Source organism: Shewanella sp. MTB7, from assembly GCF_027571385.1.
Lineage (GTDB): Bacteria > Pseudomonadota > Gammaproteobacteria > Enterobacterales > Shewanellaceae > Shewanella.
Map to the genome: position 1 here is coordinate 1,084,726 of NZ_CP085636.1, position 24,373 is coordinate 1,109,098.

20 protein-coding genes are annotated in these 24,373 nt (G+C 40.8%); 15 read left to right on the forward strand and 5 right to left on the reverse strand.

Annotated features, from left to right (window positions below; all coding sequences use genetic code 11):
* Positions 1-176: 176 nt before the first annotated feature.
* The 6 genes from HWQ47_RS04395 (at position 177) to HWQ47_RS04420 (ending at position 6,910) form a co-directional block, all read left to right on the forward strand.
* Positions 177-1,562, forward strand: a complete 1,386-nt coding sequence (locus tag HWQ47_RS04395; protein ID WP_269969971.1) for a hypothetical protein — start codon at positions 177-179, stop codon at positions 1,560-1,562.
* Between the two features lie 51 nt (positions 1,563-1,613).
* Positions 1,614-2,765 (forward strand): imelysin family protein, encoded by a 1,152-nt coding sequence (locus HWQ47_RS04400; protein WP_269969972.1) that lies wholly within the window; start codon positions 1,614-1,616, stop codon positions 2,763-2,765.
* Between the two features lie 129 nt (positions 2,766-2,894).
* Complete coding sequence (locus HWQ47_RS04405; RefSeq protein WP_269969973.1) at positions 2,895-4,514, forward strand: di-heme oxidoredictase family protein; 1,620 nt, start codon at positions 2,895-2,897, stop codon at positions 4,512-4,514.
* Between the two features lie 187 nt (positions 4,515-4,701).
* Positions 4,702-5,223: a menaquinone-dependent protoporphyrinogen IX dehydrogenase gene (gene hemG, locus HWQ47_RS04410; RefSeq protein WP_269969974.1), complete on the forward strand. Its 522-nt coding sequence runs from the start codon at positions 4,702-4,704 to the stop codon at positions 5,221-5,223.
* Positions 5,224-5,247: 24 nt separating this feature from the next.
* Positions 5,248-5,784 carry a cytochrome b/b6 domain-containing protein gene (locus HWQ47_RS04415; RefSeq protein WP_269969975.1) on the forward strand — a complete coding sequence of 179 codons (537 nt, stop codon included), beginning with the start codon at positions 5,248-5,250 and terminating at the stop codon, positions 5,782-5,784.
* A gap of 43 nt (positions 5,785-5,827) precedes the next feature.
* Positions 5,828-6,910 carry a glycosyltransferase gene (locus tag HWQ47_RS04420; RefSeq protein WP_269969976.1) on the forward strand — a complete coding sequence of 361 codons (1,083 nt, stop codon included), beginning with the start codon at positions 5,828-5,830 and terminating at the stop codon, positions 6,908-6,910.
* 40 nt (positions 6,911-6,950) lie between these two features.
* Here the strand turns inward: HWQ47_RS04420 and HWQ47_RS04425 are convergent, their stop codons facing one another.
* Together HWQ47_RS04425 and HWQ47_RS04430 are read right to left on the reverse strand one after the other, a co-directional pair.
* Positions 6,951-7,613 (reverse strand): thiol:disulfide interchange protein DsbA/DsbL, encoded by a 663-nt coding sequence (locus tag HWQ47_RS04425; RefSeq protein ID WP_269969977.1) that lies wholly within the window; start codon positions 7,611-7,613, stop codon positions 6,951-6,953.
* 194 nt (positions 7,614-7,807) lie between these two features.
* A complete protein-coding gene (locus HWQ47_RS04430; RefSeq protein ID WP_269969978.1) occupies positions 7,808-8,467 on the reverse strand; it encodes a DNA-J related domain-containing protein in 660 nt (219 codons plus the stop codon).
* 330 nt (positions 8,468-8,797) lie between these two features.
* Between HWQ47_RS04430 and HWQ47_RS04435 the strand changes: the two genes are divergently transcribed.
* The 3 genes from HWQ47_RS04435 (at position 8,798) to HWQ47_RS04445 (ending at position 13,078) form a co-directional block, all read left to right on the forward strand.
* Positions 8,798-10,450 carry a CHASE domain-containing protein gene (locus tag HWQ47_RS04435; RefSeq protein ID WP_269969979.1) on the forward strand — a complete coding sequence of 551 codons (1,653 nt, stop codon included), beginning with the start codon at positions 8,798-8,800 and terminating at the stop codon, positions 10,448-10,450.
* A 134-nt stretch (positions 10,451-10,584) separates the two neighbouring features.
* Positions 10,585-11,415: a hypothetical protein gene (locus HWQ47_RS04440; protein WP_269969980.1), complete on the forward strand. Its 831-nt coding sequence runs from the start codon at positions 10,585-10,587 to the stop codon at positions 11,413-11,415.
* Positions 11,416-11,467: 52 nt separating this feature from the next.
* Positions 11,468-13,078: a diguanylate cyclase domain-containing protein gene (locus HWQ47_RS04445; RefSeq protein ID WP_269969981.1), complete on the forward strand. Its 1,611-nt coding sequence runs from the start codon at positions 11,468-11,470 to the stop codon at positions 13,076-13,078.
* A gap of 1 nt (position 13,079) precedes the next feature.
* Here the strand turns inward: HWQ47_RS04445 and HWQ47_RS04450 are convergent, their stop codons facing one another.
* Positions 13,080-14,357 carry a lipopolysaccharide biosynthesis protein gene (locus tag HWQ47_RS04450; RefSeq protein WP_269969982.1) on the reverse strand — a complete coding sequence of 426 codons (1,278 nt, stop codon included), beginning with the start codon at positions 14,355-14,357 and terminating at the stop codon, positions 13,080-13,082.
* Positions 14,358-14,627: 270 nt separating this feature from the next.
* On the opposite strand from HWQ47_RS04450, the gene HWQ47_RS04455 reads away from it, so the two are divergent.
* The 5 genes from HWQ47_RS04455 to HWQ47_RS04475 all read left to right on the forward strand — a co-directional run bounded on the left by HWQ47_RS04455 (position 14,628) and on the right by HWQ47_RS04475 (position 21,138).
* Entirely contained in the window at positions 14,628-15,695 is a 1,068-nt protein-coding gene (locus tag HWQ47_RS04455) for an endonuclease/exonuclease/phosphatase family protein (RefSeq protein WP_269969983.1), read from the forward strand.
* 31 nt (positions 15,696-15,726) lie between these two features.
* Positions 15,727-16,608 carry a hypothetical protein gene (locus HWQ47_RS04460; RefSeq protein ID WP_269969984.1) on the forward strand — a complete coding sequence of 294 codons (882 nt, stop codon included), beginning with the start codon at positions 15,727-15,729 and terminating at the stop codon, positions 16,606-16,608.
* Between the two features lie 288 nt (positions 16,609-16,896).
* Positions 16,897-17,910 (forward strand): ABC transporter substrate-binding protein, encoded by a 1,014-nt coding sequence (locus tag HWQ47_RS04465; protein WP_269969985.1) that lies wholly within the window; start codon positions 16,897-16,899, stop codon positions 17,908-17,910.
* A gap of 7 nt (positions 17,911-17,917) precedes the next feature.
* The gene (locus tag HWQ47_RS04470) at positions 17,918-19,246 is read left to right on the forward strand and encodes a diguanylate cyclase domain-containing protein (protein WP_269969986.1); all 1,329 of its coding nucleotides are present in this window, start codon (positions 17,918-17,920) and stop codon (positions 19,244-19,246) included.
* 266 nt (positions 19,247-19,512) lie between these two features.
* A complete protein-coding gene (locus HWQ47_RS04475; RefSeq protein WP_269969987.1) occupies positions 19,513-21,138 on the forward strand; it encodes a methyl-accepting chemotaxis protein in 1,626 nt (541 codons plus the stop codon).
* 181 nt (positions 21,139-21,319) lie between these two features.
* On the opposite strand, the gene HWQ47_RS04480 is transcribed toward HWQ47_RS04475, so the two are convergent.
* Positions 21,320-22,195 (reverse strand): SDR family NAD(P)-dependent oxidoreductase, encoded by an 876-nt coding sequence (locus HWQ47_RS04480; RefSeq protein WP_269969988.1) that lies wholly within the window; start codon positions 22,193-22,195, stop codon positions 21,320-21,322.
* A 267-nt stretch (positions 22,196-22,462) separates the two neighbouring features.
* Between HWQ47_RS04480 and HWQ47_RS04485 the strand changes: the two genes are divergently transcribed.
* Positions 22,463-23,347, forward strand: coding sequence for a glutathione S-transferase C-terminal domain-containing protein (locus HWQ47_RS04485; RefSeq protein WP_269969989.1), 885 nt, complete (start codon positions 22,463-22,465; stop codon positions 23,345-23,347).
* On the opposite strand, the gene HWQ47_RS04490 is transcribed toward HWQ47_RS04485, so the two are convergent.
* Complete coding sequence (locus HWQ47_RS04490; protein ID WP_269969990.1) at positions 23,342-24,232, reverse strand: LysR family transcriptional regulator; 891 nt, start codon at positions 24,230-24,232, stop codon at positions 23,342-23,344. The two genes, HWQ47_RS04485 and HWQ47_RS04490, sit on opposite strands and share 6 nt — an antisense overlap.
* Positions 24,233-24,373 lie beyond the last annotated feature (141 nt).

Below are 24,373 nucleotides of genomic sequence, written 5' to 3' on the forward strand. Positions count from 1 at the left end.
TTTCAGCAATTGTATCACTAGTTTACCCTCATTATTCTCTTGTTTTCATACATCTGTGACGGATTTGTGGGATTACCGTAAAAAGTAATGTAAATTTTAATGAAAATGATTCGCATTTGATGTAATTTGTTTCGCAAATTCAGGGGAAGCTGTTAATTCAGTGCGGATAATAATTGATGAAGACCAAGTTAAGTGTACTGGCTATATGCATTGCCAGTCTGAGCAGTAGCTACGCATCTGCTATGCCAGATCCAGTTAAGTTACAACAGGCTATAGCAAAACAAGAGCAAGAACTTAAACAGCTTAAGAAAGATGTCGCTGAACTGACTGCTCAACAGAATATGCTTGCTCAGCAGCAAGAAAAACAAGCTGAAGTGATCGCGGTAGCTAAACAGGAAGCTGTTAACAATAAATTTAGTAATTTCAGTTTTTCATCCTACGGAAGCGTTAATTACACCAGTGATGAGTATTATGAGAATGTACAAGATACCTCTCCTGAACGCCGTGGACGTTTCGATCTTGAACGCATAGTCACAGAATTTGGCTACCAGTTCAATGATGAATGGGACATGGAAGTTGAAATTGAATATGAACATGGTGGAACCGGTGCATCTCTTGAATACGACGGCTTCGATGAGTTTGGTGAGTTCGAGTCAGAGATTGAGGCTGGCGGTGAGGTGATGATTGAAAAGGCTCAACTTCGCTATCGCCCAAGTGATGCCTTTGGAGTTAAGTTCGGTAATATTCACCTGCCCATCGGTCTTTCAAGCATTCTGCATAAACCGGATCAGTACCTGACGGTACTACGTCATCGCAGTGAAGCTGCCGTACTGCCCGCCGTGTGGAATGAGATGGGGTTAGGTATCTTTGGTGAAGTGGCTAACTTTCACTATCAGGCACAGGTTGTCAGTGGATTAAACTCAGAATACTTCAGAACCTATGATTGGGTGGCTTCTGGTCATCAGAAGCGATTTGAGCATGTTAATGCCGATGATCTTGCTTATGCTATGCGTCTAGATTATGGCTCTTTTAAAGAGGGAAGTGCCTTAGGTGTTGCTTACTACTACGGTAATACCTCAGGCAATCGCCATAAAACGAACAAAGTGACTGGCGATGGCACTGTGAGTATTCTTGCCCTTTCAGGTGCATTTGTACAAGGCCCCTGGATCATTCGTGGTCAATACCTAAATGGCACTTTAAGTGATTCTGAGGCGATCACTCAGGCAAATAAAACAACGCCGGGCTTGAAACCGGGTAACTTCGCTCAACTTGGTTCTAAGTCGGAAGCTTTCTTTGTTGAAGCCGGTTTCGATTTATCGGGCTTCACTTCAATCCCTTTGACTATCTTTGCCAATATCGATTACTCAAACCCCCTTGCCGAAATTGAAACAGGTACAGCCACTAAACGCTATGAAAATACCTGGACTAGCGTGGGTGTTAACTATTCCCCTATTGCGGAAATCGTGATTAAGGCTGAAGCAGGCAGACAGCAAGTTGCAGTTGCTTCAATACCCGACACGAACTTTTTCGCTCTAGGTGTTGGCTATCAATTCTCGTTGTGATCTCACGGCAACCCAGAAATTATAATAAATTAAGTTATTTTGGAGTTTTACATGAAACAGGTTAAATATTCAGCCATTGCAATTGCACTTATCACAACATTAGCTGCCTGTGGTGGCTCAGGAAGTAACGATTCCACTCCTGTTGTGCCTGATAATACTTTTAGTTTTGCCGCTACTGAGATGATCACCAACTTGACCGATGATGTTATCACCAGTGGCTATAACAACTTAGCGGCTAAAGGCGAAACCATGCTACTTGCCACTCAAACCTTGGTTGCAACGCCAACTCAGGCGAATCTTTTGGCTGCGCAAGAAGCGTGGAAGGCAGCACGTCAGCCATGGGAACAAGGCGAGTCTCATATCTTTGGTCCGGTTGATTCACTGGGTATCGATCCTCATTTAGATAGTTGGCCGCTAAATACAACGGATTTAACTGCCGTTTTATCAGTTAACTCAGGTTTTGATCCCGAAACAATTAAAGGCTGGAATGATGACGTGCAGGGTTTTCATGCGATGGAGTTTCTATTGTTTGGTGATGGTGTTAACGATAATCAGAAAGATATTGCTGAATTAACAGCAACTGAACGTGATTATTTGATGGGTCTTGCTGGCGTGTTTCGTGACTACACCAAGGTATTGGATGATGCGTGGCAGATAAGCCACGATGGCCAAGTTGGGAGTAAGCCCTATGGTGAATTAGTTAAAACACCAGGGAGCGATGGCAACACTTTTTACAGCTCTCAGGTTGGTGTGATCCAAGAGCTTATCAACGGCATGATTGGCATTGTCGATGAAGTGGGTAACGGCAAGATTGCAGATCCTTTTGGTACATCAGTTGCAACAACTGATACCTCTAAGGTCGAATCTCAGTATTCATGGAATTCACTGACTGACTTTAGCGACAACATTATAGGGGTACGTAATGTTTACCAAGGTGAGTTTACTGGCGCTGCTGACAAGCAAGGGATCATAGATTTTGTGACTGCCGCCGATGAGGTCTTAGCCTTGCGTGTGGGCAGTGAGATTGATGATGCCATTATCAAGATTAAGGCCATTTCAGGTTCTAACAATATGCCTTTCCGTCAGGCTATCTCTGATGTAGATGGACGTGTAAGAGTACAGACCGCGGTAGATGCGTTGACTAAGTTACAGGCAAGTCTTGAGTCTGATGTGCTTCCTTTATTGAATAAATGGAAAGTGTAGTTTTTGATAAAACTCACTAGTCACTAGACAAATAAGGGAGGCACCGGAACGGCCTCCTTTTTCATATATAAAATTCAAGCAAGGGAAGTTCAAGATAAGGGCTAATTTGTTTGAATGTGTGGGATAACAATGATGAAAATGTACCAATATACAAATTTAACCTTTGCCATATGTTTGGGGTTGAGCGCATGTGGTGGTTCAGGAGATGAGGCTGTGGAGCCTAAGCCTAATGAGAAGATATATCCGGCTTATACCAATATCAAAGCCAGTGGCGGTGAAACAACCACTTTTGATGCATCAGAATCGGGACATGGTTTCTCAACCCCTGCACCTAATTTATCTGCTCCAAGTTTAGCGCATCATCTGGAAGGGGATCTTGGTTTTGAGACTGCGTTCACCACAGCCCCCAATATTGAACATCCGGATCTCGATGGTTTAGGACCGGTATTTAATAATGCTGATTGTAACTCTTGTCATCAGCGCGATGGGCGTAACTCAACGCCAATCGTACCTGCTGATAAAGAGCGTATTAAACTGGGCTCTGAAGTTGGGCTGTTTTTGCGAATAAGTAAAGCCGCCGACGAAGCATGTACTACCGGCAGTGCGGCTAATGATTATTGCGCCCCTATTCCTGTGCCTAATTTTGGTGGTCAGCTATTCCATCGTGGCGTACTCAAGGCGCGCCCTGATTGGGAAGATAATCTGTTTGGTGGCCAAGCGGATGTTTATCTGTCCTATGAAAGCAAACAGGTTCCCTATCCAGATGGTCATATCGTCACGTTAAAGAAGCCTGTATTTGCCGTTGAGAACCCTTATGATGCGCCCGGTGAAACCTTAAATAGTGCGAACTTGACTTCAGATATTCTTCAAGATGACGTGCTTATGGGTTGGCGTAATGGCATGCCTGTATTTGGTTTAGGACTACTAGAAGCGATACCCGAAGCGGATATTCTTGCCTTAGTTGATGCCTTAGATTCCAATGGAGATAGCATCTCAGGTAAAGCTAACTTTGTGTTTGATGCGGTAAAAGCACAAGCGGGAGATAGCTATCCAGTGTCCCTTGGACGATTTGGTTGGAAGGCGAATACGCCTAGTGTGCGTGTGCAGTCTTTAGGTGCGCTTCGTGGTGACATCGGGATAACTAATCCACTGTTCCCTGATGAGAGCATTACAGGAACAGCGCTTCATGATAGTTACCTAACCCGAACCGGGTTTATCGACACTGGAGAAGATGAAAATGGTGCCCCTGAAGCTAGCGCTGAATTTAGTGACTCGGTGGTTTTTTATGCCGAGACCTTAGCGGTACCGGCAAGGCGAAATATCGATGCGCCTGATGTTCGTGAGGGTGCCCGTTTGTTTGATCAAGTTAATTGCACTGGTTGTCACAAGGCGAGTTTCGTGACTCAATCATCCGGTGATATTGGTGGCGTGGCTATGATTGATGCCCTTAAAGGGCAAACTATCTACCCGTTTACCGATATGTTGCTACATGATATGGGTGAGGGGCTTGCCGATGGTCGTCCTGACTTTCTTGCCGATGGTAATGAGTGGCGAACGCGTCCTCTATGGGGTATAGGCTTGACTCAAACAGTCAACCCACAAGCCGGTTTTTTACATGACGGACGAGCGGCGACAGTCGAAGAAGCCATTCTTTGGCACGGTGGGGAAGCTTTGATGAGTCGAGATGGCTTTATGGCGTTAAACATGGATGAACGTAAACAAGTTATCGCATTTTTAATGTCCCTTTAGTGTTATTCAAAATGGTTAAGCATGGCGATTCAATGTAAGTTGAATCGCCATGCTTTTTTTATTCAAAAAATATGTGATGGAAGTCAAACTAACAGTGATTTTGAAAATGATGGCCGTGATCTGTTCCAAGTAAATCCAATGGTATATACCTTATTATGGGTCAGTATTTATTTACTTTGAGGTGCTGGTGAGTAAGATCCTAATTATATATTCGAGTGTGCATGGCCAAACTCGTAAGATTTGTGAGTGTCTACAGAAGAAGTTTACCGCCTTAGGCGATGAAGTGGTTATCAGCAATTTAGCTGAGTCCCCAGATCTTGTTGGCTTTGACAAGATTCTTCTTGGGGCCAGTATTCGTCACGGTAAACATAACCCTAGTGTTTATGATTTTATCACTCAACATCGCGCTATTTTAGACGCTAAAATCACGGGATTTTTCTCGGTGAGTTTAGTTGCACGTAAGCCAGCAAAAAACAGACCAGAAACCAATCCTTACATGTTAGCTTTTATTGAAAAAAGTGAGTGGCAACCTAATGTACTTCAAGTGTTTGCAGGTAATCTAAATTATCAAGGTTATAGCGCGGTTGACAGGAATATAATTAGATTTATCATGTGGTTAACTAAAGGTCCGACGGATGCTTACACTAATGTAGAGTATACCGATTGGGATAAAGTTGATGGGTTTTCCCGTGAGTTTAGTGGGCTCTAAATTCAATTTTAAAGAGGGTTAGCCATGATAAGTATGACAGCACGGATAGGAAGAATTTATGCTAGGTATAGTGAGTATCAGCATCTATTGATCATACTTCTCTCACTTTACCTTATTCTGACCAGTAGCTGGCTTTTGATGGGGCGTAGCATAAGAGAGAACGCTTCATTGTGGGATATCACTCATGTCTATTTGGGGTTATTTACAACACTGTTGGCTTGTCTATTTTTATTAGCTAACAGCATTCGGGGCAAATGGCATCAATATTTCCCTTGGTTGTTGGGCAACACCACTCAATTAGTGAATGACTGCAAAGGTGTGTTTAAGGGGAAAATTCCTGTCAGTGGTGGTCGTGGTCTCTTTAGTTGTGTCGAAGGTATTGGCATGTTGCTTTTGGTGGGAGTTGGATTAACTGGCACCTTGTGGTTTGTATCGCAGGGCAGTACTGATGCGCTGCTTTGGCGTAATTACCATATAATATTGGCGAAAGGTTTTATTGGCTTTATTGTTATACATATCATCTTCGCTTGTTTGCATCTATTAGATTTCATTAGAAATTGATCTACACTCTGCTATAAGGTTTTTATATTAAGTTGAGGTGGCTTTGCGGCCCAGAGTGATTCATCTTGTCGATGATAATAAACTTGGTGGAGTCAACCTAGCTCTAAAGAGTCTGTGCGAGTCAAAGTTAGCACGAGATTTTGATTTCTCTGTCCTTAATATCAATTTTAAATTCTGGCTTCCCAAACGATTTGATGCCGATATTCTGATTATCCATGCCGCGGCTTCCTGGCGAAAATTACCAGGGTTTATTCTGCTTAAGCTTTGTAATATTGGTATACCTATCTTTTATCAAGAACACCATTATTGTGAAGGGTTTATGACCCATGAAAGTCGCAACCATTGGCGTTTTTTTTTAATGCTTAAACTCAGCTATTTTTTGATGAAGAGAGTGTTGGCAGTCTCGGCTGCCCAAGGTCGTTGGCTACTCGATAATGAGCTAATCAAGGTGAACAAGTTAGCCGTGTTAATGCAGGCGAGACCTGTTGATGATCTACTGTCACTGCCTGATAAACCTTTTGCTTTTCCTCTTCAGTTAGGAGCCTACGGTCGTCTTCATAAACAAAAGGGGTTCGATCTGTTAATGCAGGCTATGTCAGAAATTCCACCTGATAAGGTGGAATTAAGACTAGCCGGAAGTGGTGAGATGTCAGCAGGTTTGGCATTGATGGCTGCAGGGCTTAATAATGTAACTTTGGTCGGTGAGATAGAAGATGTTCCACTGTTTCTATCTTCTTGTGATGCTGTTGTTATCCCTTCACGCTGGGAGCCTTTTGGATTGATATGCCAAGAGTCTATCGTGGCGGGTAAGGTAATAGTCACGACCTCAGTTGATGGCTTGCTTGAGCAACTTTTAGCCTTGCCACTAGAAAGAAGAGAGGGAGAGGACTCATCGGTTTTCTTTACCGAGCAGACTAAAGCTAGCTTGGTTCAAGCTCTGGAGAATATGATCGCCAAAGCTGAACGAAAATCAGTCAAAGGGGATGGCGTAACGAGTTTGTCAGGCTTGATTTATGAGGAGCGAGCAGTAGCGGCCCAGCGCTGGCCGCAGCTTGTGAAGGCGTGGGGGAATCTGCTTACCTCTGAACTTGAAAAAGAAAAAAGCGCCAATAGGCGCTTTTCGTGATGAGATAATAGACTGACTATTATAAATCTAAGCGTATAAATTACTTATGTTCTAAGGCTAAGTAATTGATAAGATCGATCAGCTGACCTAATGAGCGAACTTCACCCATGTTGACGGCGTATTTATCGTTGACGATAAAGGCTGGAACACTTTGAATGCGGAACTCTCTTTGTTGAGTACGCCATAGTGCTATCTTATTGTCGACCACTTTACTGTCAGCAATGTTGTCATATTGCTTGCTATCGATACCGTTAGCTGCGAAGACTTTCTTGATATCATCACGGTTATTGAGTTCAGGCTTCTTATGAGGCGTGGTCTCGTTAGCATGGTCATGTCCATGGGCACCTTCTTCGCCTTGAATAGCTGCAAACATGGCATGAGTTAACTTATCCCCAGCGTCAAGCTCTTGAATCACGGCTAGAGAGCGCATGACTTCCGTTCCAATCTCACTGTTCATGAAATCAACGTGCTTACTGTCAAACTTAACGTTTTTATTTAGATTCGCTTTAATGTCGCTTAGGTACTGAGTTTCCATATTGAAACAGTTATGACAGTAAAAAGAGTAGAACTCAGTTAGTTTAGGTTGAGTGCTCGCAGCTTTGTCAGATACTTGGGTAAAATGTTTACCTTCAATAAATTGTGCGGCAAAGCTACTCAGTGGTGCTACGGCTAATGTTAATGCTAATGCAATATGTTTAATCAATCTATTGTCCTCAAAAGTGGCAGGCTGAAGATGGTTTTTGTCTTTAGCAGTGTCTGTTAAACAGACAACACAAGCCGGCAATACGCCATATGCTGCCTAATAAATTAGCATAAAAGCTAAAGCTTAATTATGACTGAATTTCACTATGGATACTGGATATGGAATGTGATTTAGATCTGAGTTTCAGGGAGATTTTATAATTTCTCGCGTAAAGTTTGCCAAGCTTCACAAACTTGGCGAAATTGAGCGGCATTGCCATCAGGACGGTCAGGGTGCCATTTTAGCGCGAGTTTTCGCCAACGCCGACGTACTTCTCTATTTGTGGCGTCTAAATTGAGTTCAAATACCTTCAAAGCTTGCTCTTTATGCATCAGGTTTGAGTTCGTTCCAATATAGTTTTCATATCGGCTCCAGAATGACTCTAACATCTCTTTGATGGTATTGGGGCAAGTATCATAGTTTATCCAATTCAAGTAATACTCACGTAAAGCATCATCTTCCCTTAAGCTGGAATCAAGATTGGTTGGAATGATCTTAAAAATCTGGATCTCCATGGCTTTAACTTGTAACCAATGCTCTGGCAGAAGGAGTTCTTGCAGTTGAAAGAGAGCATTCATCAATAGGAAGTTACGCTTAAATAGTGCCTTTTGCTGATCTTCATCAAGATCTTGCATTAAACCTTGCTGTTGGAGTGCGGTGGCCAGTAGGTGGACTTTCCAACTGTGGTCTGAATTTTGAAGCAGACTAAACAATGGCCAAATTAGGGGGTTATCTCCATGAATGTCTGAAATGTTGGTCTGGGATTCCAGATGAGTAAGTCGGGATGGTTGGGCGTTTTTTTTGGCAAGTAGCATGGGCTAATCCATCCTGAATTGGCAATCAATCTTAAATTACAGAGCAATGATAAAACGGTGTACTTCATTGAGACTATGGCACAAGCGATCCAGAATGCAAGGTGATAAATATTGATGGTAAGCCTGCTCTTTTATTCTGGGATAATCACTTTCTATAGAGTTTATATTTGATTTATATTTAATTGGAACTAGTCTCAATAAGGTCTGTGATTCACTTTTTGTAAGTAAACATGTCAATAGATTTAGGTTTACCCGATCCAAAACTAAACCCTAATCATTTTATCATTTCATCTTCATTCAATATATCTAAAGTAGTCAGAGTGCTTATCTATGATGCCTGTCAATAAAGATTTTTCACATAAATTTCTTTTGCTTTCAGTGCTGGTAGGCTTGCTTGTCGCCGGACTCAGTGGTGTGATGCTCTATTATAAAGAACTCGATGCGATCGGGATTGATTTTAGACGGAGCGTTGAAGATAAAACTAAGGCCTTGGAACGAGAGTTATTCGTTAATCTTGAGGTTCTCTTTGCACTTGAGAGCTTATTTACCAGTTCAGAGGAGGTCACTGCCAGTGAGTTTACAAATCTAGCCAGTGGTTTTTTGGCTAGGCATCATGATATTCAGGCATTGGAATGGGCACCAAGAGTGCGGCACGCTCAAAGAGAGGTGTATGAGAAAGCGCGTCGATTGGAACTCCCCGATTTTGAATTTACCGAACGAGAATCTCAAGGAAGTATGATTAAGGCTGAAAAACGTGATGTTTATTATCCTGTCTATTATGTCGCCCCCTTTAAAGGAAATGAAGCCGCTTCTGGATTCGATCTAGCTTCAAGCGTAAATCGATTAAGCATGATAGAAAAATCACGAGACTTGGATCTGACGCTTGCAACTCAAAGTATTACGTTAGTTCAGGAGGTTTTCGACCAAAAAGGTTTTTTGATCTTAATGCCAGTGTATAACGGTGAACCTAGTACTGTCATTAAGCGTCAGGAAAATCTATTAGGGATAGTGCTAGGCGTGTATCGAATCACTGATATTGTGGAATCAGCGCTAAAGCAAACGGTAGCATTGGGGATCAATTTAAGACTTATAGATAATACTGGTATAGACGCAGAACTTCTCTATACCAATCATCCTAGTGTTCAAACTTTAAATAGTTTGCAGCTGTCTTTTACTTACACCAGTCCACTTAGACGAGTTGGTGGTAGGCAATGGACAATAATAGCCACTCCTAGCCAAGGTTATATAGCCGAACGCCAAAGCTTGCTTCCCATTTTAATCAGTGTGTTTGGGTGTATTTTTGTGCTGGTAGGCGGGGGCTATATTTTTATTGCTATTGAACATTCAAGGCTTATTCAAGAGGAGTCCATGGAGCGTAGTCGTGAATTAGAAGAGGCAAAATTAATGCTTGAGGAGCTATCTTTTGCAGATAATCTGACGAGAATTGCTAATCGGCAATGTTTCGATCTTCGGTTTGAGGAGGAGTGGTTAAGGGCGGTAAGAGATGGCAGTGCACTGTCATTAATCATGATCGATATTGATGATTTTAGGCTGTTTAATGACACTTATGGTTATATCTGTGGCGATCAGTGTTTACTGGATATAGCGAATAAACTTTCAAAGACGACTAATCGAACGATGGATCTAGTGGCGCGTTATGGGGGGGATAAATTTGCTATTTTGTTACCTAATACCAATGAACCCATTTTGCTGGCGGATAAGTGTCGTATCAATATAGAGAAGCTACATATTGCGCATGAAGCGTCATTAATTTCTGATTATGTGACCATTAGTTTAGGAGTCATTAGTATGGCGCCTACTCAGACAAGCTTTCCTGCAGACTTTATATTCCAAGTAAAAGGATTATTGCAAAAATCTAAGAAGCTTGGGAAAAATAGAGTGAGCATAGGCAGTGACGTTATTTCAGCTAAAAAAGGTGATATTCTTAAGTTCCAACAATCCCCTAATAATTCAGTAGAGTAACTAAGTCACTATTAGAGGTGTTCTTGCTTTATAACCGAAAACTATTTATAGGCTGATCACATCTTCACTTCAATTGGTATAGGATGGTGCATGGATGTTTATATGCTTCTTTAGTAGCAATGGTTAGGTATTAAATGGAATTCAGTAGAATCTTAACGTTTCCAACTACAATTTTGATATCAGTGGTGAGTTTTAATGTTAGCGCACTGGATTGGCGTATTGCATTTGGTGGGCACGATTTTATCGTAGAGCAGGAGAGCTCTCATACTTTTGGTGTAGATGTTAACTTTTCTTTTGCACATCTTACAGAGTCTAATATTTTGTTAACTGGTTACATCGATGTTCTGGTTGACCACGATAAGGATAAGCTCGATCCTGATCATATTCCGATCTGGTTTATGTCAAATTATATGGCTAAGGGAGAACTTTTTACTCTATCGTTAAACAGTACTCTTATGTGGGAAGTGGAACTCGACGGTAAAAGAAATACTGTGAGTTCAGTAGAGAAGCAGGTGAAACTGTTTCCTGCTATAAGTTATGAATATAGCACTGAGGCTTTTTTTGTGGCAGTTAAGGGGGCGGCTGGTTATTATTTTCTTGAAATTGATGATGATGTACCGCGTTTACGAGGGTATGATCGCGAAGACTTTCAGAATAAAACTGGGGCTTACTCTTTTGCTGCCAATACTCGAGTCGCTTTGGGTGAAGTAATAGACCTGTCTTTATCTGCTCAACACTGGAATGATGGTGATGAGTGGTTAGAAAATCAATATGGCATTACTCTCATTTATGATTCACATTCTTGGGTTAAAGATAGTTATTTAATACTGAGTGTTGAGTACACTGAATATAATCTGGAACCCTATGCCAAGATGAGTGTAGACGACCCAGGTTACCTTGCTATTCTACCTTGGAATAACGACACCTTAGTTAGACTCTATATTGATATGCCTTGGGATTTTTAATTATCTAGAGGTCTATTAAGCAGACCTTTGGTTCGCACTTTGAGTGTTATCTATGAACCTCTTTTCGAAATATATCTTATTTATTGCAATCCTTGTCGGGGTTGGTTTTTCTGTTTACATCGGCAGAAGTTTATATAATAAAGAGAGCACGGCAATTGAGCTGGACTTTAAAAAAGATGTCGATGATAAAGCGGCAGCATTAGAAAGAGAGATCTTGCTGAATATTGAGGTTCTGCACGCAATTAAAGGCCTTTTTGATAGTTCAAGTGATGTAACGTCTAAAGAGTTTAACCGTATAGCCCGTAGCTTCTTGGCTCGCCATCAGGATATTCAAGTATTAGAATGGGTGCCTAAGGTGCTTTCTAGCCAGAGGGTGACCTTTGAAAATAGCCTGCACAATGAGCTGCCAGAGTTTGAAATTATTGAGCAAAAACGAGATATTATGATCTCAGCTATTGAGCGTGAGGTCCATTTCCCCATTTTTTATGTGGCACCCCATGTGGGTAATGAAAGGGTGCTTGGTTATGATTTTGCCTCGACAGAGGAGACGTTATTAGTTATGGAAAGGGCGCGAGATCTCGATAAACCCCTAGCAACATCCAGTATCAATTTGCTTTCCTATCGCTCTGATCAACAAGGTATTATTATATTTCTGCCAATTTTTTCAGGTGATCCCAGTACCTTATATAAGCGTCAGGAGCAGTTAAGAGGATTCGTAGCGGGTGTTTATCGCATCGATGATATGTTTGGTAGCGCAATTAAACGAACCTCAGTCGAAGGGATCTTTTTTTCGCTAGAGGATAAGACTCATGATGTTGTCGATAATCTCTATACCAACTTCCCTATAGACCATGCATTAGCCCCATCTCAAACTGCATTCACCTATGAAAAGAAATTGAGTAAATTTAGTGGCCGACAATGGTCGATCGTTGCGACGCCAAGTGCTGGCTATATTGCAGAGCGACGAGGTCGATTACCCTATATAATTGTCATTTTTGGTAGCTTATTAGCCTTGTTTGCTACTCTTTATATTTATGCGCTAATGAGACGTTCTGATTGGATAGAAAGTGTGGTTAAACAAAGGACACATGATCTGAATGAAGCGAAACAAAAGCTGGAAGCTTTATCGCAAACCGATAGTTTAACGAAAATAGCTAATCGACGATGTTTTGATGAGAGTCTACAAGCATGTTGGCAATATGCTATTCGTGAGAAGTCGAGCATAGGCTTAATGATGATAGATATTGACCATTTTAAACTGTATAACGATACCTATGGTCATCTTGCCGGCGATCAATGTTTGCGCGAGGTTGCTAGTGCATTAAATCAGACCATGAACCGAAAAACTGATCTAGTGGCCCGCTATGGTGGTGAAGAGTTTGTGGTATTGATGTCGCACACTCGTGATTGCTTCTCGCCTGCTATACGTTGCCAAACAAATATCGAACTGCTTGCCTTACCCCATGAAAGCTCCCCAACCAGCGAGTTTGTTACTGTGAGTGTAGGAGTAACCAGTATCTTCCCGGATAAAGACTCAGATATGCTTGAGTTTACTGTCCAAGCTGATAAAGCCTTATATCAGGCTAAAAACTCAGGCCGTAATCGCGTCTGTATTTTTAATGATGCGGCAGATAAAGCTGCTGGTTCAGTTAACGAAAACTAATCTAGATAACGGCCTGATGTAATGGTTTTTTAGGTTGATTTAATATCCGTTTCTCAACCAAACTTGAGAGGATAAACATCAGTAGATAACCTGTCCCTAAGGCTAAGATCACCGCGACCACATTGTCTGTCATTCGACTGTAGATGTAGTAGCTTATGATTAAAGCCAAGATACCACTTCCCCTAATTATTAAGCTTTGTGTAAATAGACCATGGGCCTTAATAAATGCGAGCTGATAAGCATTGAGCATCATAAACATAAAAAACATTGAGAAATGCATCAGTACCGGTGCTGATTTTGCGTATTGCAGCGGAAATATAAAAGTAACCATTTCATGGCTAAAGAGCAGCATTAAGATAAAGAAACTACTGCCGACGATAAGCGCCATCTTGTATACCCAGTGCTTGATCTGTTTTATCTGTTGTTCATCACCGTTGCGAACACAGACGGCTAACTCAGGGAGTACAAATCGATAGATGGGAAACACAAAGAGTAAGGTTAAATAGGCGATGATAGGCCTAACCACGACTTGGAAGTCACCAAGTTCATCTATGCTGAAATGACCAATAGTCAACAATACTGTGATATAGATCATCAAAATACTTGCCCCTGCCTCAAGGGAGGCAGTAAAGCTTTTTTTCATAAAATCACGAAGACTGGGATTCATATTCACTGGTCCGATAGGCGGTGTTGCAACCTGTTTGCGTCGGTTTATAAACATATAGGCCGCGATAGCAGTAGAGGAGAGCATTAGACTGAAAAAGAGTGATGAAATCGCGGTCTGTTTTAGCCAATAGAAACAGACGATGAAGGTAAACACTTGCCCCAAAGGTTCTAGCCAAGTAACTTTATTTGAGATTTTATACATGCGGTACATGGCAATTTGATTAGTAAAATAGACCTTAAATCCCATACCTAGGATGATGCCGACTAAATGGAAGTATTCAACATCTATGTGCAGTTGATGTTTTATGTAAGGTAGCACTACACCCCAAGTGAGCAGTACCATAGCAATGAGGCTATACCGGAAAAGATTGGTGATATCTTTGTCATTTTGGGTTTGTGAGTAACTGACTACCATTGAGGAGCGAAAGCCCGTCATGAGTATGAGTGACAGTGAAATGATATCAACAACCGTGTGGTAAAGTGCGAGATCGTCTTTAGCCATCCACTGTGCTAACCAAATTTTGAAACCAAAACCAAGTGTGATACTCACAAGCGTAGCCCAGATCCCAGCAATAAAGGCTTGTTTTACACGTTCAATCGAAGTGGCTTGCATAATGTTCCAATGGCTGTATAAGAGGGCGGAGACTCTGATGGGGATAGTATCTTGTAATAGTGAGATTCTATAGGCTTGGCTCATAAAGATGTGACTGATGTTTCTTCTTGGCAATTTAACCGTTAAGTCCGGGAACTTTTATAGGCAGGATGCTATAAATACTGGTGATTTATCACTAATTTTATCCTAGGTATTCAATCCTATTTTGAGGTGCTCTATACTTTCAGTTAGTTACTTTCTAACCCTAACACCAATATAAGGCCTTCTAGCTTGCATAATCATTCGGCACAAGACACAGAAGCCTCGGAGTTGATTAAAATAGCGACGTTTAACCTGTTCAATTTTATTGAACCGCCTGGGGCTTATTACGATTTTGAGAATATTTATAGTCAGGAGCAGTGGCAAAAGAAGCTGCAATGGATAGCTAAATATCTCAATGAGCATCAGCCGGACGTGATAGGTTTCCAGGAGGTATTTAGCCCCGACGCCTTAGCAACATTGACTCAGTCCTGTGGGCTGGAATATTTTGCAGTTCTCGATAAATCCGATGTGGTCGATGACTTTATCTACAGTAAGCCCGTAGTTGCGATTGCCTCTCGTTATCCTATCAAAGAGGTTTACGGTGTTGAAGCGGATAAACGATTAGCTGATATGATGGGGATGCAGACTGGATTTAACTTCAGTCGAATGCCATTGAGGGCAACCATTGTTCTGCCTAAGCTTGGTCCTTGTGACTGCTACGTGGTGCACTTTAAATCTAAACGTCCCTTATTTGATGCTCAAACGGAGTATTGTTCATCTCAATCCGAGGTTGAGGTGAAAACGGGCCAGCTACTGGCTGTGGAAGCATTAGCTCAGTGGGGAGCGAGTATTCAACGAGGCTCTGAAGCGGCTCTACTTCGATGGGCGATGGTAGAGCGTCGGACACAGACTCAGTACCCTATGCTATTGATGGGTGATTTTAACGATAGTTTAAGTGATGGTGTGTTAACTGCATTAACATCGGTCGACACTCGAATAAAGCCTGATCCTATTTTGGGTGATATCAAACAGCAACTGCAAGAGTATCAACTTCAAGATGCCTATGGTTTATATCAAAACAGTCAATATAGCCTCTGTTCACAAGTGCGGCCGGCGACCTATTATTACTTCGCTGAAGGCTCTGTGCTCGATTATATTTTGCTCTCTAGTGAGTTCGATGCTAAAAACAGCCGAAGTCTTGCTGAGGTAGGACGATATGAAACCTATGACCGTCATCTTATCAATCCAAGTTTTGATCTCGACAGTCAGAGCACAGATCATGCACCAGTGATGATCACCCTCTCCATTCGTCATTAGGGTATGCCTAAGCCAACTAAGAGTCGATATTATGCTTGATGCGATCTGTACTTTAGATAGATCTGAAGGTATGACCTATTCAGTATTTAAGTTTCAGAAACTGAGTGATGATGAGATTGAGCACTATCGACAATTTTTGAACTGTCCTGTTTGCAACGGTAAGGCCTATTACCGTAAAGCATCAAAAGATGGCAAAGTAGCCTGTTTTGGTTCCCGTTATCATAAAGCTGATTGTCGAGAGTTTAAGCCATCTCTCGCTAAGGTGAAAGAGGAACAAGATGCCATCGAAGTCAATCAAGTCCTAGTTGATAGCGATGCCTTGGTTATCGATTTTTCTATCTTGCCCACAGTGGCTGGTGGTGTTAAGTCTAACGCTAGAAAGGTTAACCAAAAGTCTAAGACTAGAGAGCCTGAACCTGAGCACTTTAATCAGCAAGGAACTGATGACGTTGCAACGACAGCCTCAGGTACAGCCCAGGATAAGCGTGTTTCGACTCAAGGGTTAGAAAAGTTACTCAATAGCCTGTTAAGAGGCAGTGAACTTGCTCAGTCAGATCTTTGGGTTTATACCGACGAGAAGTATCGATGGCGAGCCAAGAACCTGTTTGTTAATTTCGCCGATGCTGAACCTACTGACAATGGTGCGCCAAGAATGTATTGGGGCACGGTGTCTCACAGTGATAAAGAGATGCAATGGCTTAACCCTACAGACTGTCAAGATGTAGGTATTCCGATAGACGAATTTCAACAGGCGATTTTTAAGAAGTTTACTATTGAGGATCGCCGGGATATTGAGGGGGCTGGGGTTATCATGTTTGGAAAGTGTTTTTGGAATAAGGGCAAGACGCATAAAATTATTCAGCTTTGGGGAAAAGATGTCAGCCGTATCTTTATCTCTAAAGCGGAAGATTAGCAATCTGGATTTTGCGAGGGAAAAGTAACGAATATTGAGCATGTGGAGATCTTACTGATTTTATGATGGTTTAAATATGACCAGAAGTTACAACAAAAACTGCAAGTTATGAAGGAGGTTCCAGCTATCAATCGTATTTAGTTTTTATCTATTGAATAAAATGGGTATTACAAGGAAGAGAGAGCATTCTGTGCTAAAGGGGCTTCTTCCATAAATTAAAGTTCTGCAGGAGGGATATCGAGAATAAGTGCTTTCCTCGACTACACTTGATAGTGAATAGTGTTTTATATGGATAATAAGATGATAAAGAAGATGTTGATATCATTCTTAGCCTTTTGCTTGATATTTATTGGAGTATTAACCCGTATTTTTATTGAGCCTGAATCAGGTTCTACCCAGCATATTGAACCGATAAACATTGCCGTTTCAACGACTCCTTTAAGCTCCCCTTTTTTTGTTGCCGAAAGGTTAGCACTATTTGATAAATATAATGTTCGAGTCAAATTATACTCAACTAGAGGCGGTCACCAATGTTTCCAATTGATGATGGACGGTGAAGTTGAGTTAGCTACTAGTTCGGAGTCTGTGGTGATGTTTAATAGCTTTTTGCGAAATGATTTTTCTGTGTTGGCCAGTTTTGCTGAATCTGATAATGATCTTAAGATACTTTCCTTAAAAAGTTCGTCTATATCAGAGCCTCACCTGTTGGTAGGGAAAACTGTCGGCATGGTTAAATCCAGTGCTAGTGAGTACTTCATGTATGCTTATATGATTATAACGGGTAATAACAAGGTAGACTTCGACCATGTGTATATGGAGCCTATGGATTTAGGAGGTGCATTATTATCTGGCGAGGTAGATGCCATTTCTGTTTGGGAACCATTAGGTTATCAACTGAGTAAAGAGTACGGTGATGAGATTGATCAATTTAAGACTAAAGGCACTCACAATCTCTCGTTTAATTTGATAGCCAAAAAAACCTTTATTGAAATTAATTTAAAAAAGTATGTAAAGATTTTGGCTGCTATTGCTGAAGCTGAAACCTTTATATCGACCTATCCTAATGAAGCCAAGGAGATGGTTAGCGATTACCTTAACTTATCTATGTCTGAGCTCGAATGGGGCTGGAATGATTATATATTCCGCCTTTCGTTAAGTAATGCTCTACTCTCAAATTTGCAGACACAGGCTCGATGGGCTATTGCTACCGGAGCGGTTAGTGAGCAGAGAATGCCTGATTTTAGATTACTAATCGATAATCAAGCATTGGATATTCTTGAGCGCACAGAGAAGAAGTTGTAGGACGTAGATGAAAGTCACTGAGCGTCTTAAGGTCTTATTTGCTCTTGGTTTAATGCTAACTGGAGGGGTTCTTTTTTCGTTAGTCACTCTGAATCATAATCAGGTAGAGACCAATAAAGAATTACATCAGGTTATTGAAATTGAAATTAAAATAAACGAGCTAGGAATTCGGCTGTGGCGTTTGTTTCAGTATCATGATCAAGATGCTTTGATTCAGACTCGGTATGCTCATCAAGAGTTAAAAAATTTACTTAATAAAGAATATTTTAACCATGAGCACAAAAATAGCATTATAGCTAACCTTATTAGAATGAATATTAATATAGAATCTTTAATCGATTTGTCTCAAAAAGATTTTGAATCTAAAGGGCTGCACGGTATTACGTCGCCTGCAGGTATGTTGTCAGCTAGATACAATATGACACTTCAATCGATGAATGAAGATCTGACTAAGTTGCAGAAGTTATCGATGAAGGATGCTGAGCGATCACAACGTAAAATTCTGTACTCAGTGGTTATTTTTCTTACCATAGGGTCTGCAATTGTATTGGTTTTAACCATAATGACACTGAGAACCCTTAAGGCTCACCTTAATGTACTCACTTTAGGTATAAAGGATCTGGCAAAAGGTAATTTAGATAGCCGTCTTTTGGTAAGTGATACGGATGAACTATCAGAGCTCGCAGAGCAATTTAATTTGATGAAACATTCTTTAGAGACAACAACGATTAAGAAAGAACGACTACAGGAGGAAGTCGATAGACAGACAAAAGAACTACAAAAACAGCGTACAGATTTTCAACTGCTCGCAAATTATGACAGTTTAACTCAACTTTATAGCCGTAGCGCGTTTGAATCGCAGATGAAAACAGCGATTGCTCGTTGCGGACGTACGGAGCTTAATGGTGCTCTTTTGTTTATCGATCTGGATCGATTTAAACCTATAAATGACAGCTATGGGCATGCAGTAGGAGATATCGTCTTGATGCATGTATCAAAGATGCTTTCCCAAGCGGTTAGAACATCAGATATCATCGCTAGAATCGGAGGAGATGAGTTTGTTATCTGGTTAGAACCGATAGAGAATGCATTGCAAGTCACCACTGTAATAGACAAGTTACTTTTAGGTATATCCTCTCCCTTCAAATATGGAAATGTTGAACTGAAAGTGAGTGCTAGTGTTGGCGTGAGTTTCTTTCCGCTGGATGCCAGTAACTTGAGTGAGTTATTGAATGTTGCTGATGAAAATATGTATAAAGCTAAGGCCGATCTTGATACCTGCTTTTACTTTACTCTTAAGGCTAGTAAACGTTTTTTAATTACTAAGCAGGCATAGTGTCAATCCCGTGAATGCTGCAGTTCTATTTTTAATCATGACTAAAACTCGTCTCTTGCCCATTGCTTGTTTTGGACTTCTTTTCATCGCTATTAGTTGTTTTAACTGCCATTCACTCCTTTTACTTAAGTTAAGCTTGTCAAAACACATGTTAATCAGTTGTTTATTTTTTTGTGATTCTGTTATATATAGAATCGACCCCATTGAAGGATTACCGGTGTCGATATCAGGGAAGCTAGTTTCTATATAGTGCAAAGGCTTACTTAATGCTCAACTTTAAAATAAAACAAAAAATGACTTTAGGCTTACTTGTTCCACTAATTATTATGAGCTGTATCTGTTTTCTTGCTGTCAATATGATGGGAAAGATTGAGTCAGGAGTGGTAAGAATCTATAACGATAGAGTTGTTCCATTGGAAGAGCTGAAATTCATCGGTGATGATTATGCCGTGTACGTTATTGATGCCATAAATAAAGCTAATGCGGGTGCCTTTACCGCCGAAGAAGCGAGCAAAGCATTACGGGATGCGAGCTTGAGGATCAGTAAAAAGTGGCAAGCTTTTCTCACCACCGAACTGACAGAAGAAGAGGTTCAGTTAAGTCAGGAAGCTAATAGATTATTTTCTGCAGCTGATTTGTCTATTTCGCAAATGATTCAAAAACTTGATGGGTTTCAAGGACAAATTAATGGCCAGTTAGGCGATGATATTCTGCCTCTTTATGATGTGATAGATCCTATAAGTGACAAGATTTCTGAGCTAGTGGCTCTGCAGTTAAGAGGGGCTGGTGAGGAAAAAAATAGAGTCAGTGAGCTATATTCTTCATCTGTTACTGTGTTTATGGCTCTGACCTTAGTTGCGATTGTTGTAAGTATCTTCATTGGTTTATGGGTTAAAAGAGCCGTTATGTTACCCATTGATGATATCGTCGTTAAGTTGGCTACTATTCAAAAAGAGTCCGATCTTACTGTTACATTCAAGATCTTTAATGATGATGAGCTTGGTCAAATCTCCTCTAATTTAACGTTAGTCATTAACCACCTGCGGGAGATTTTAGAATCTATCTTCCACGCCTCGAATACCGTAGGGGATTCGACGGCTAAGTTACGTGAATTTACTCAAAAAAACAGTGAGCGCATGTATGAGCAACAATCGGAGACTGAACAAACTGCTACAGCGATGAATCAGATGGTCGCAACTGTGGCTGAAGTTGCTCAAAATACAACTGTTGCTGCTGATTCAGCAAAAGATGCAGATACTAGTGCGGCAGATGGAGATAAGATAGTTCAACAGTCGATAACGAGTATGTCGTTTCTTTCGGATCAGATTGAACAAGCTGCTGAGGTGATAGGTCAATTGTCAGAAGAGAGTAGAAACATTGGCAGTGTGCTGGATGTGATTAAGGGAATAGCTGAGCAAACAAACCTGCTAGCATTAAATGCAGCTATTGAAGCTGCCAGAGCTGGGGAGCAGGGAAGAGGTTTTGCTGTTGTGGCCGATGAAGTAAGAACGTTAGCTCAACGTACTCAGAAGTCGACTCAAGAAATTGAATCTATGATTGAGCGTCTTCAAAAAGGGGTGCAACAAGCTGTTACCTCTATGGAGATGGGAATTAAGCTAGTGCACGATGCAAATGATAAGGCGAATTTGGCTGGTCAGGCGCTCAATAAAATTGTGGATTCAGTTGATAATATCAGTCATATGAATGTTCAAATTGCGACAGCGGCCGAAGAGCAAAGTTCTGTTGCTGAGAGTATTAATCGCAGCATTATAACCATCAGTGATATCGCTTTAGCATCGACTGATGCTTCTCATGAGCTATCGAGTTCAGTTGAGGAACTGAGTTCCCTGTCGGAGAATATGCGTTCCCAAGTAGGCAAGTTTAAGTTGTAAATTCATAGCGTTAACTTAGTGGTGTAATATTGTGGCTAATAGTAAGTTATTACCAATAATTCTGAGTAAGTGTATGACGATTATGCAAAATTTTTTTGGAATATTGAGATTAGTTTATGGCGATATAACTATGACTGAGTCGTTTAAAGTGCATTATTTCCTGATGAGTAAATATTATTAATCAGGATTCGCGTTGGCGGTACTCTTTTTTGTTTTTCTTACCTATTTTATAGAGTAAGCCTCGCGTGGCTCGTCGAAATTTGGGGAACAGGTAGCCTAGAGTGGTGAGTTTACCGCTGAGCCAGGGCATGGCTATTTCGGTAGCTTGACCTTGTGAGAGCTTGATAACTGCATTGGCGACCTGTTCTGGGCTACTCATAGGTTGCGAATAGACGATATCTTCTACTTCATCGATATCATCCATGATAAAGCTAGTATCGATTGGACCAGGCGATACAACAGCAACATTAATCGCCTTGTCTTTAAGTTCATCATGCAGGGCATAAGTGAAGGTTCGTAATCCAGCTTTGGTGCAGCTATAGGTTGCTGCGCCCTGCAGCGGAGCTCGACCTGCTAAGGAACCTACCATGACAATCGCATTTCTGCTGCCAGCTCTAGGATCTGGCATATGAGGTAAGACAAGAGCGCTAAGGTAGAGGGGAGACTTAAGGTTCAAATCTACCATGGCAGCGATTTGTGCGGGTGTTCGTTCGCTAAAACTCCCTCTATGATGCAGGCCCACATTATTGATTAAGACGTTAATGTAACCAAATTGTTCGATAGCCTTATCTACCAGGGTTTGACATGCTTGCAGATCGGCAATATCGGCGGTTAGCGCTAATACCTTAGCTTTAGGATATTGCATTAACGTATTTTCTAGCTCCTGTAACCCTGCTAAACCTCGTGCGGCTAATATTAAGTTCACTCCCTGCGGAAAAGCTTTTGCAAACCCAAGAGCACAAGCTGCACCAACTCCTTTCGATGCACCTGTAATTAATATTGTTGGTACAGAGCTTTGGTTTTGTTGATTTATTTTATGACGAGATTCATTGCTCATCTAGCAGCCTTATATTTTTGATTTAGTGTTTGATTACTATAAAGGCTAAATGAGATGGTTCAACTATATAACTTAACTTAAATATATTTATAGTTAAGTTAAGCGCTGTATCTATTGAAAGGTCGCATTTAATAACGTTAAATAGTGACAACATTCGCGAGCAAGTTACTGAATTATTTTTTAGAGCCATCTTATGTGAGTGTTAATTTTTTATCTACAAGATTAAGGTATTAATATCGTTGAGTTAATAGATAATAAGGTTGGTCTATGTCTTTGTTAAATAAAGGTAAGTGGCAGTTATTGCAAGATGAGTCATCATTGACGCACATTGATGTTTTTAATAAAGGCTTTACCCCTGAAGCGAATCGGTTTCATCTTTATATCAGTAAAGCGTGTCCATTTGCCCATCGCCCCTATCTGGTGTTGAGCTTACTCGGGTTGGATAAACAAGTATCGATATCTACGCTAGCAGCTAAACGCTTTGATTTAGGCTGGCAATTTGATAATGACTACCCGGATAACCTTAATAAAGCAGCAACCCTATCCGAGCTTTATGTCAAATCCAAAGCTGACTTTTCTGGCAAAGTGACGGTACCTGTTCTCTGGGATAAAGAACAACAAAGCATTATTAATGATGATTCTGCCTATTTAGCAAAATGTTTTGCGACTGACTGGCTTTCAATGGCTACCACACCAATAGACCTGTATCCGATTGAGTTGAATCAAGAAATAGATGAGCTATGCAAATGGCTTCATTACAACATCAATACAGGTGTTTATAGGGTTGGCTTCGCATCTATGCAAGCAACGTATGATATGCAGGTAGAGTCACTATTTGAGAGTTTAGCAATATTAGACAAAAAGTTGGCAGATAAAACTTACTTACTGGGTGAACAGTTAACATTAGCAGATGTTTATCTATGGCCGACACTCATTAGGTTTGAAGCTGTTTATCAACTTCTTTTTAAAGTAAATAAATATAGATTAGATTCATACAAGAATCTATATCGATACATGTTGAACTTGCTAGAAAATCCACAATTTTATTCAACACTTGATGTTGGTTACATAAAACAACATTATTTCTTTAGTTTTAAAGCACAAAATCCCACTGGCATTGTCCCTGTTGGCCCTGTTCTTCCTTGGTTATAGTTGAGTATTGCAGGTTTCAAATTGAGTCTGACAGAGCTGTAAAAATGCTTCAGCTTGCGGTGATAAATGCCTTTCTATAGAGCGAAAAATGCCTATTTCTCGCTCTATAAAAGGTGCTTTGAGTGGTATCCAAACTAAGTTTTTATTTTCTAATGGGAAAGCTAACTTAGGTAGTGTGGTTACGCCTATGTCTAATTCAAGCACTGAAAATAATGAGGTGATATTCTCAACATCATAGTTTGCTTGTTCAGCTAAGACTGCTGCAGGTGTAGTGGCGAGTAGTCTACACGTACCATTTTTGACGAAAGGGAATGGACTTATATCGGTCCAATCAACCCCTAGTGTATTGCTGGCAAGGGGATGCTCTTTTTGACAAACAAGGCCAAGAGGGTCGGTGAAAAGCGGGAAAAATTCTATTCTGTGGTCATTAATATGCAAACAGTTTCCTAACGCTAAATCAACCTCTCCGGCGAGTAACCTTTTCTCTATTCCCACCGCATTATCATCGATTAACGACACATGAACTTCAGGATGGTCATTGCAAAAAAAAGCTAATACTTTCGGTAACAGTTTTGCAGCGACGGAAGGAACTGAAGCAATTTTTAAACAACCTAACTGGCCTTTGGCCGCCGCTCTTAGATCATTATTCAATGATTGGTATAGATGTAAAAACTGATTGACCATAGGTAAACACACTTCGCCATAAGGGGTAAGTTTCGCTTTATGGCCAGTATCGAATAAGGCTTGCCCTAATATTTTCTCTAATTCTTTAACTGAGGTTGATAACGCTGCTTGAGAGCGGTTTGCCGTATGAGATGCTGCCCTAAAACCGCCTTTCTCCGCGACGAGAGAGAAATACCTTAACTGTTGAAGTTTAATGTCCATAACGACTTATCTGCCTCTATTTTAGTGATTCTGATAGAACCATGGGTATGAATGATAAAAAAAACTTATCAATCGTAAGAAATAAAGCGTTCGATTGATTACTTATTCTTGCGCATAATTTAGACATTACGCAATAACAAT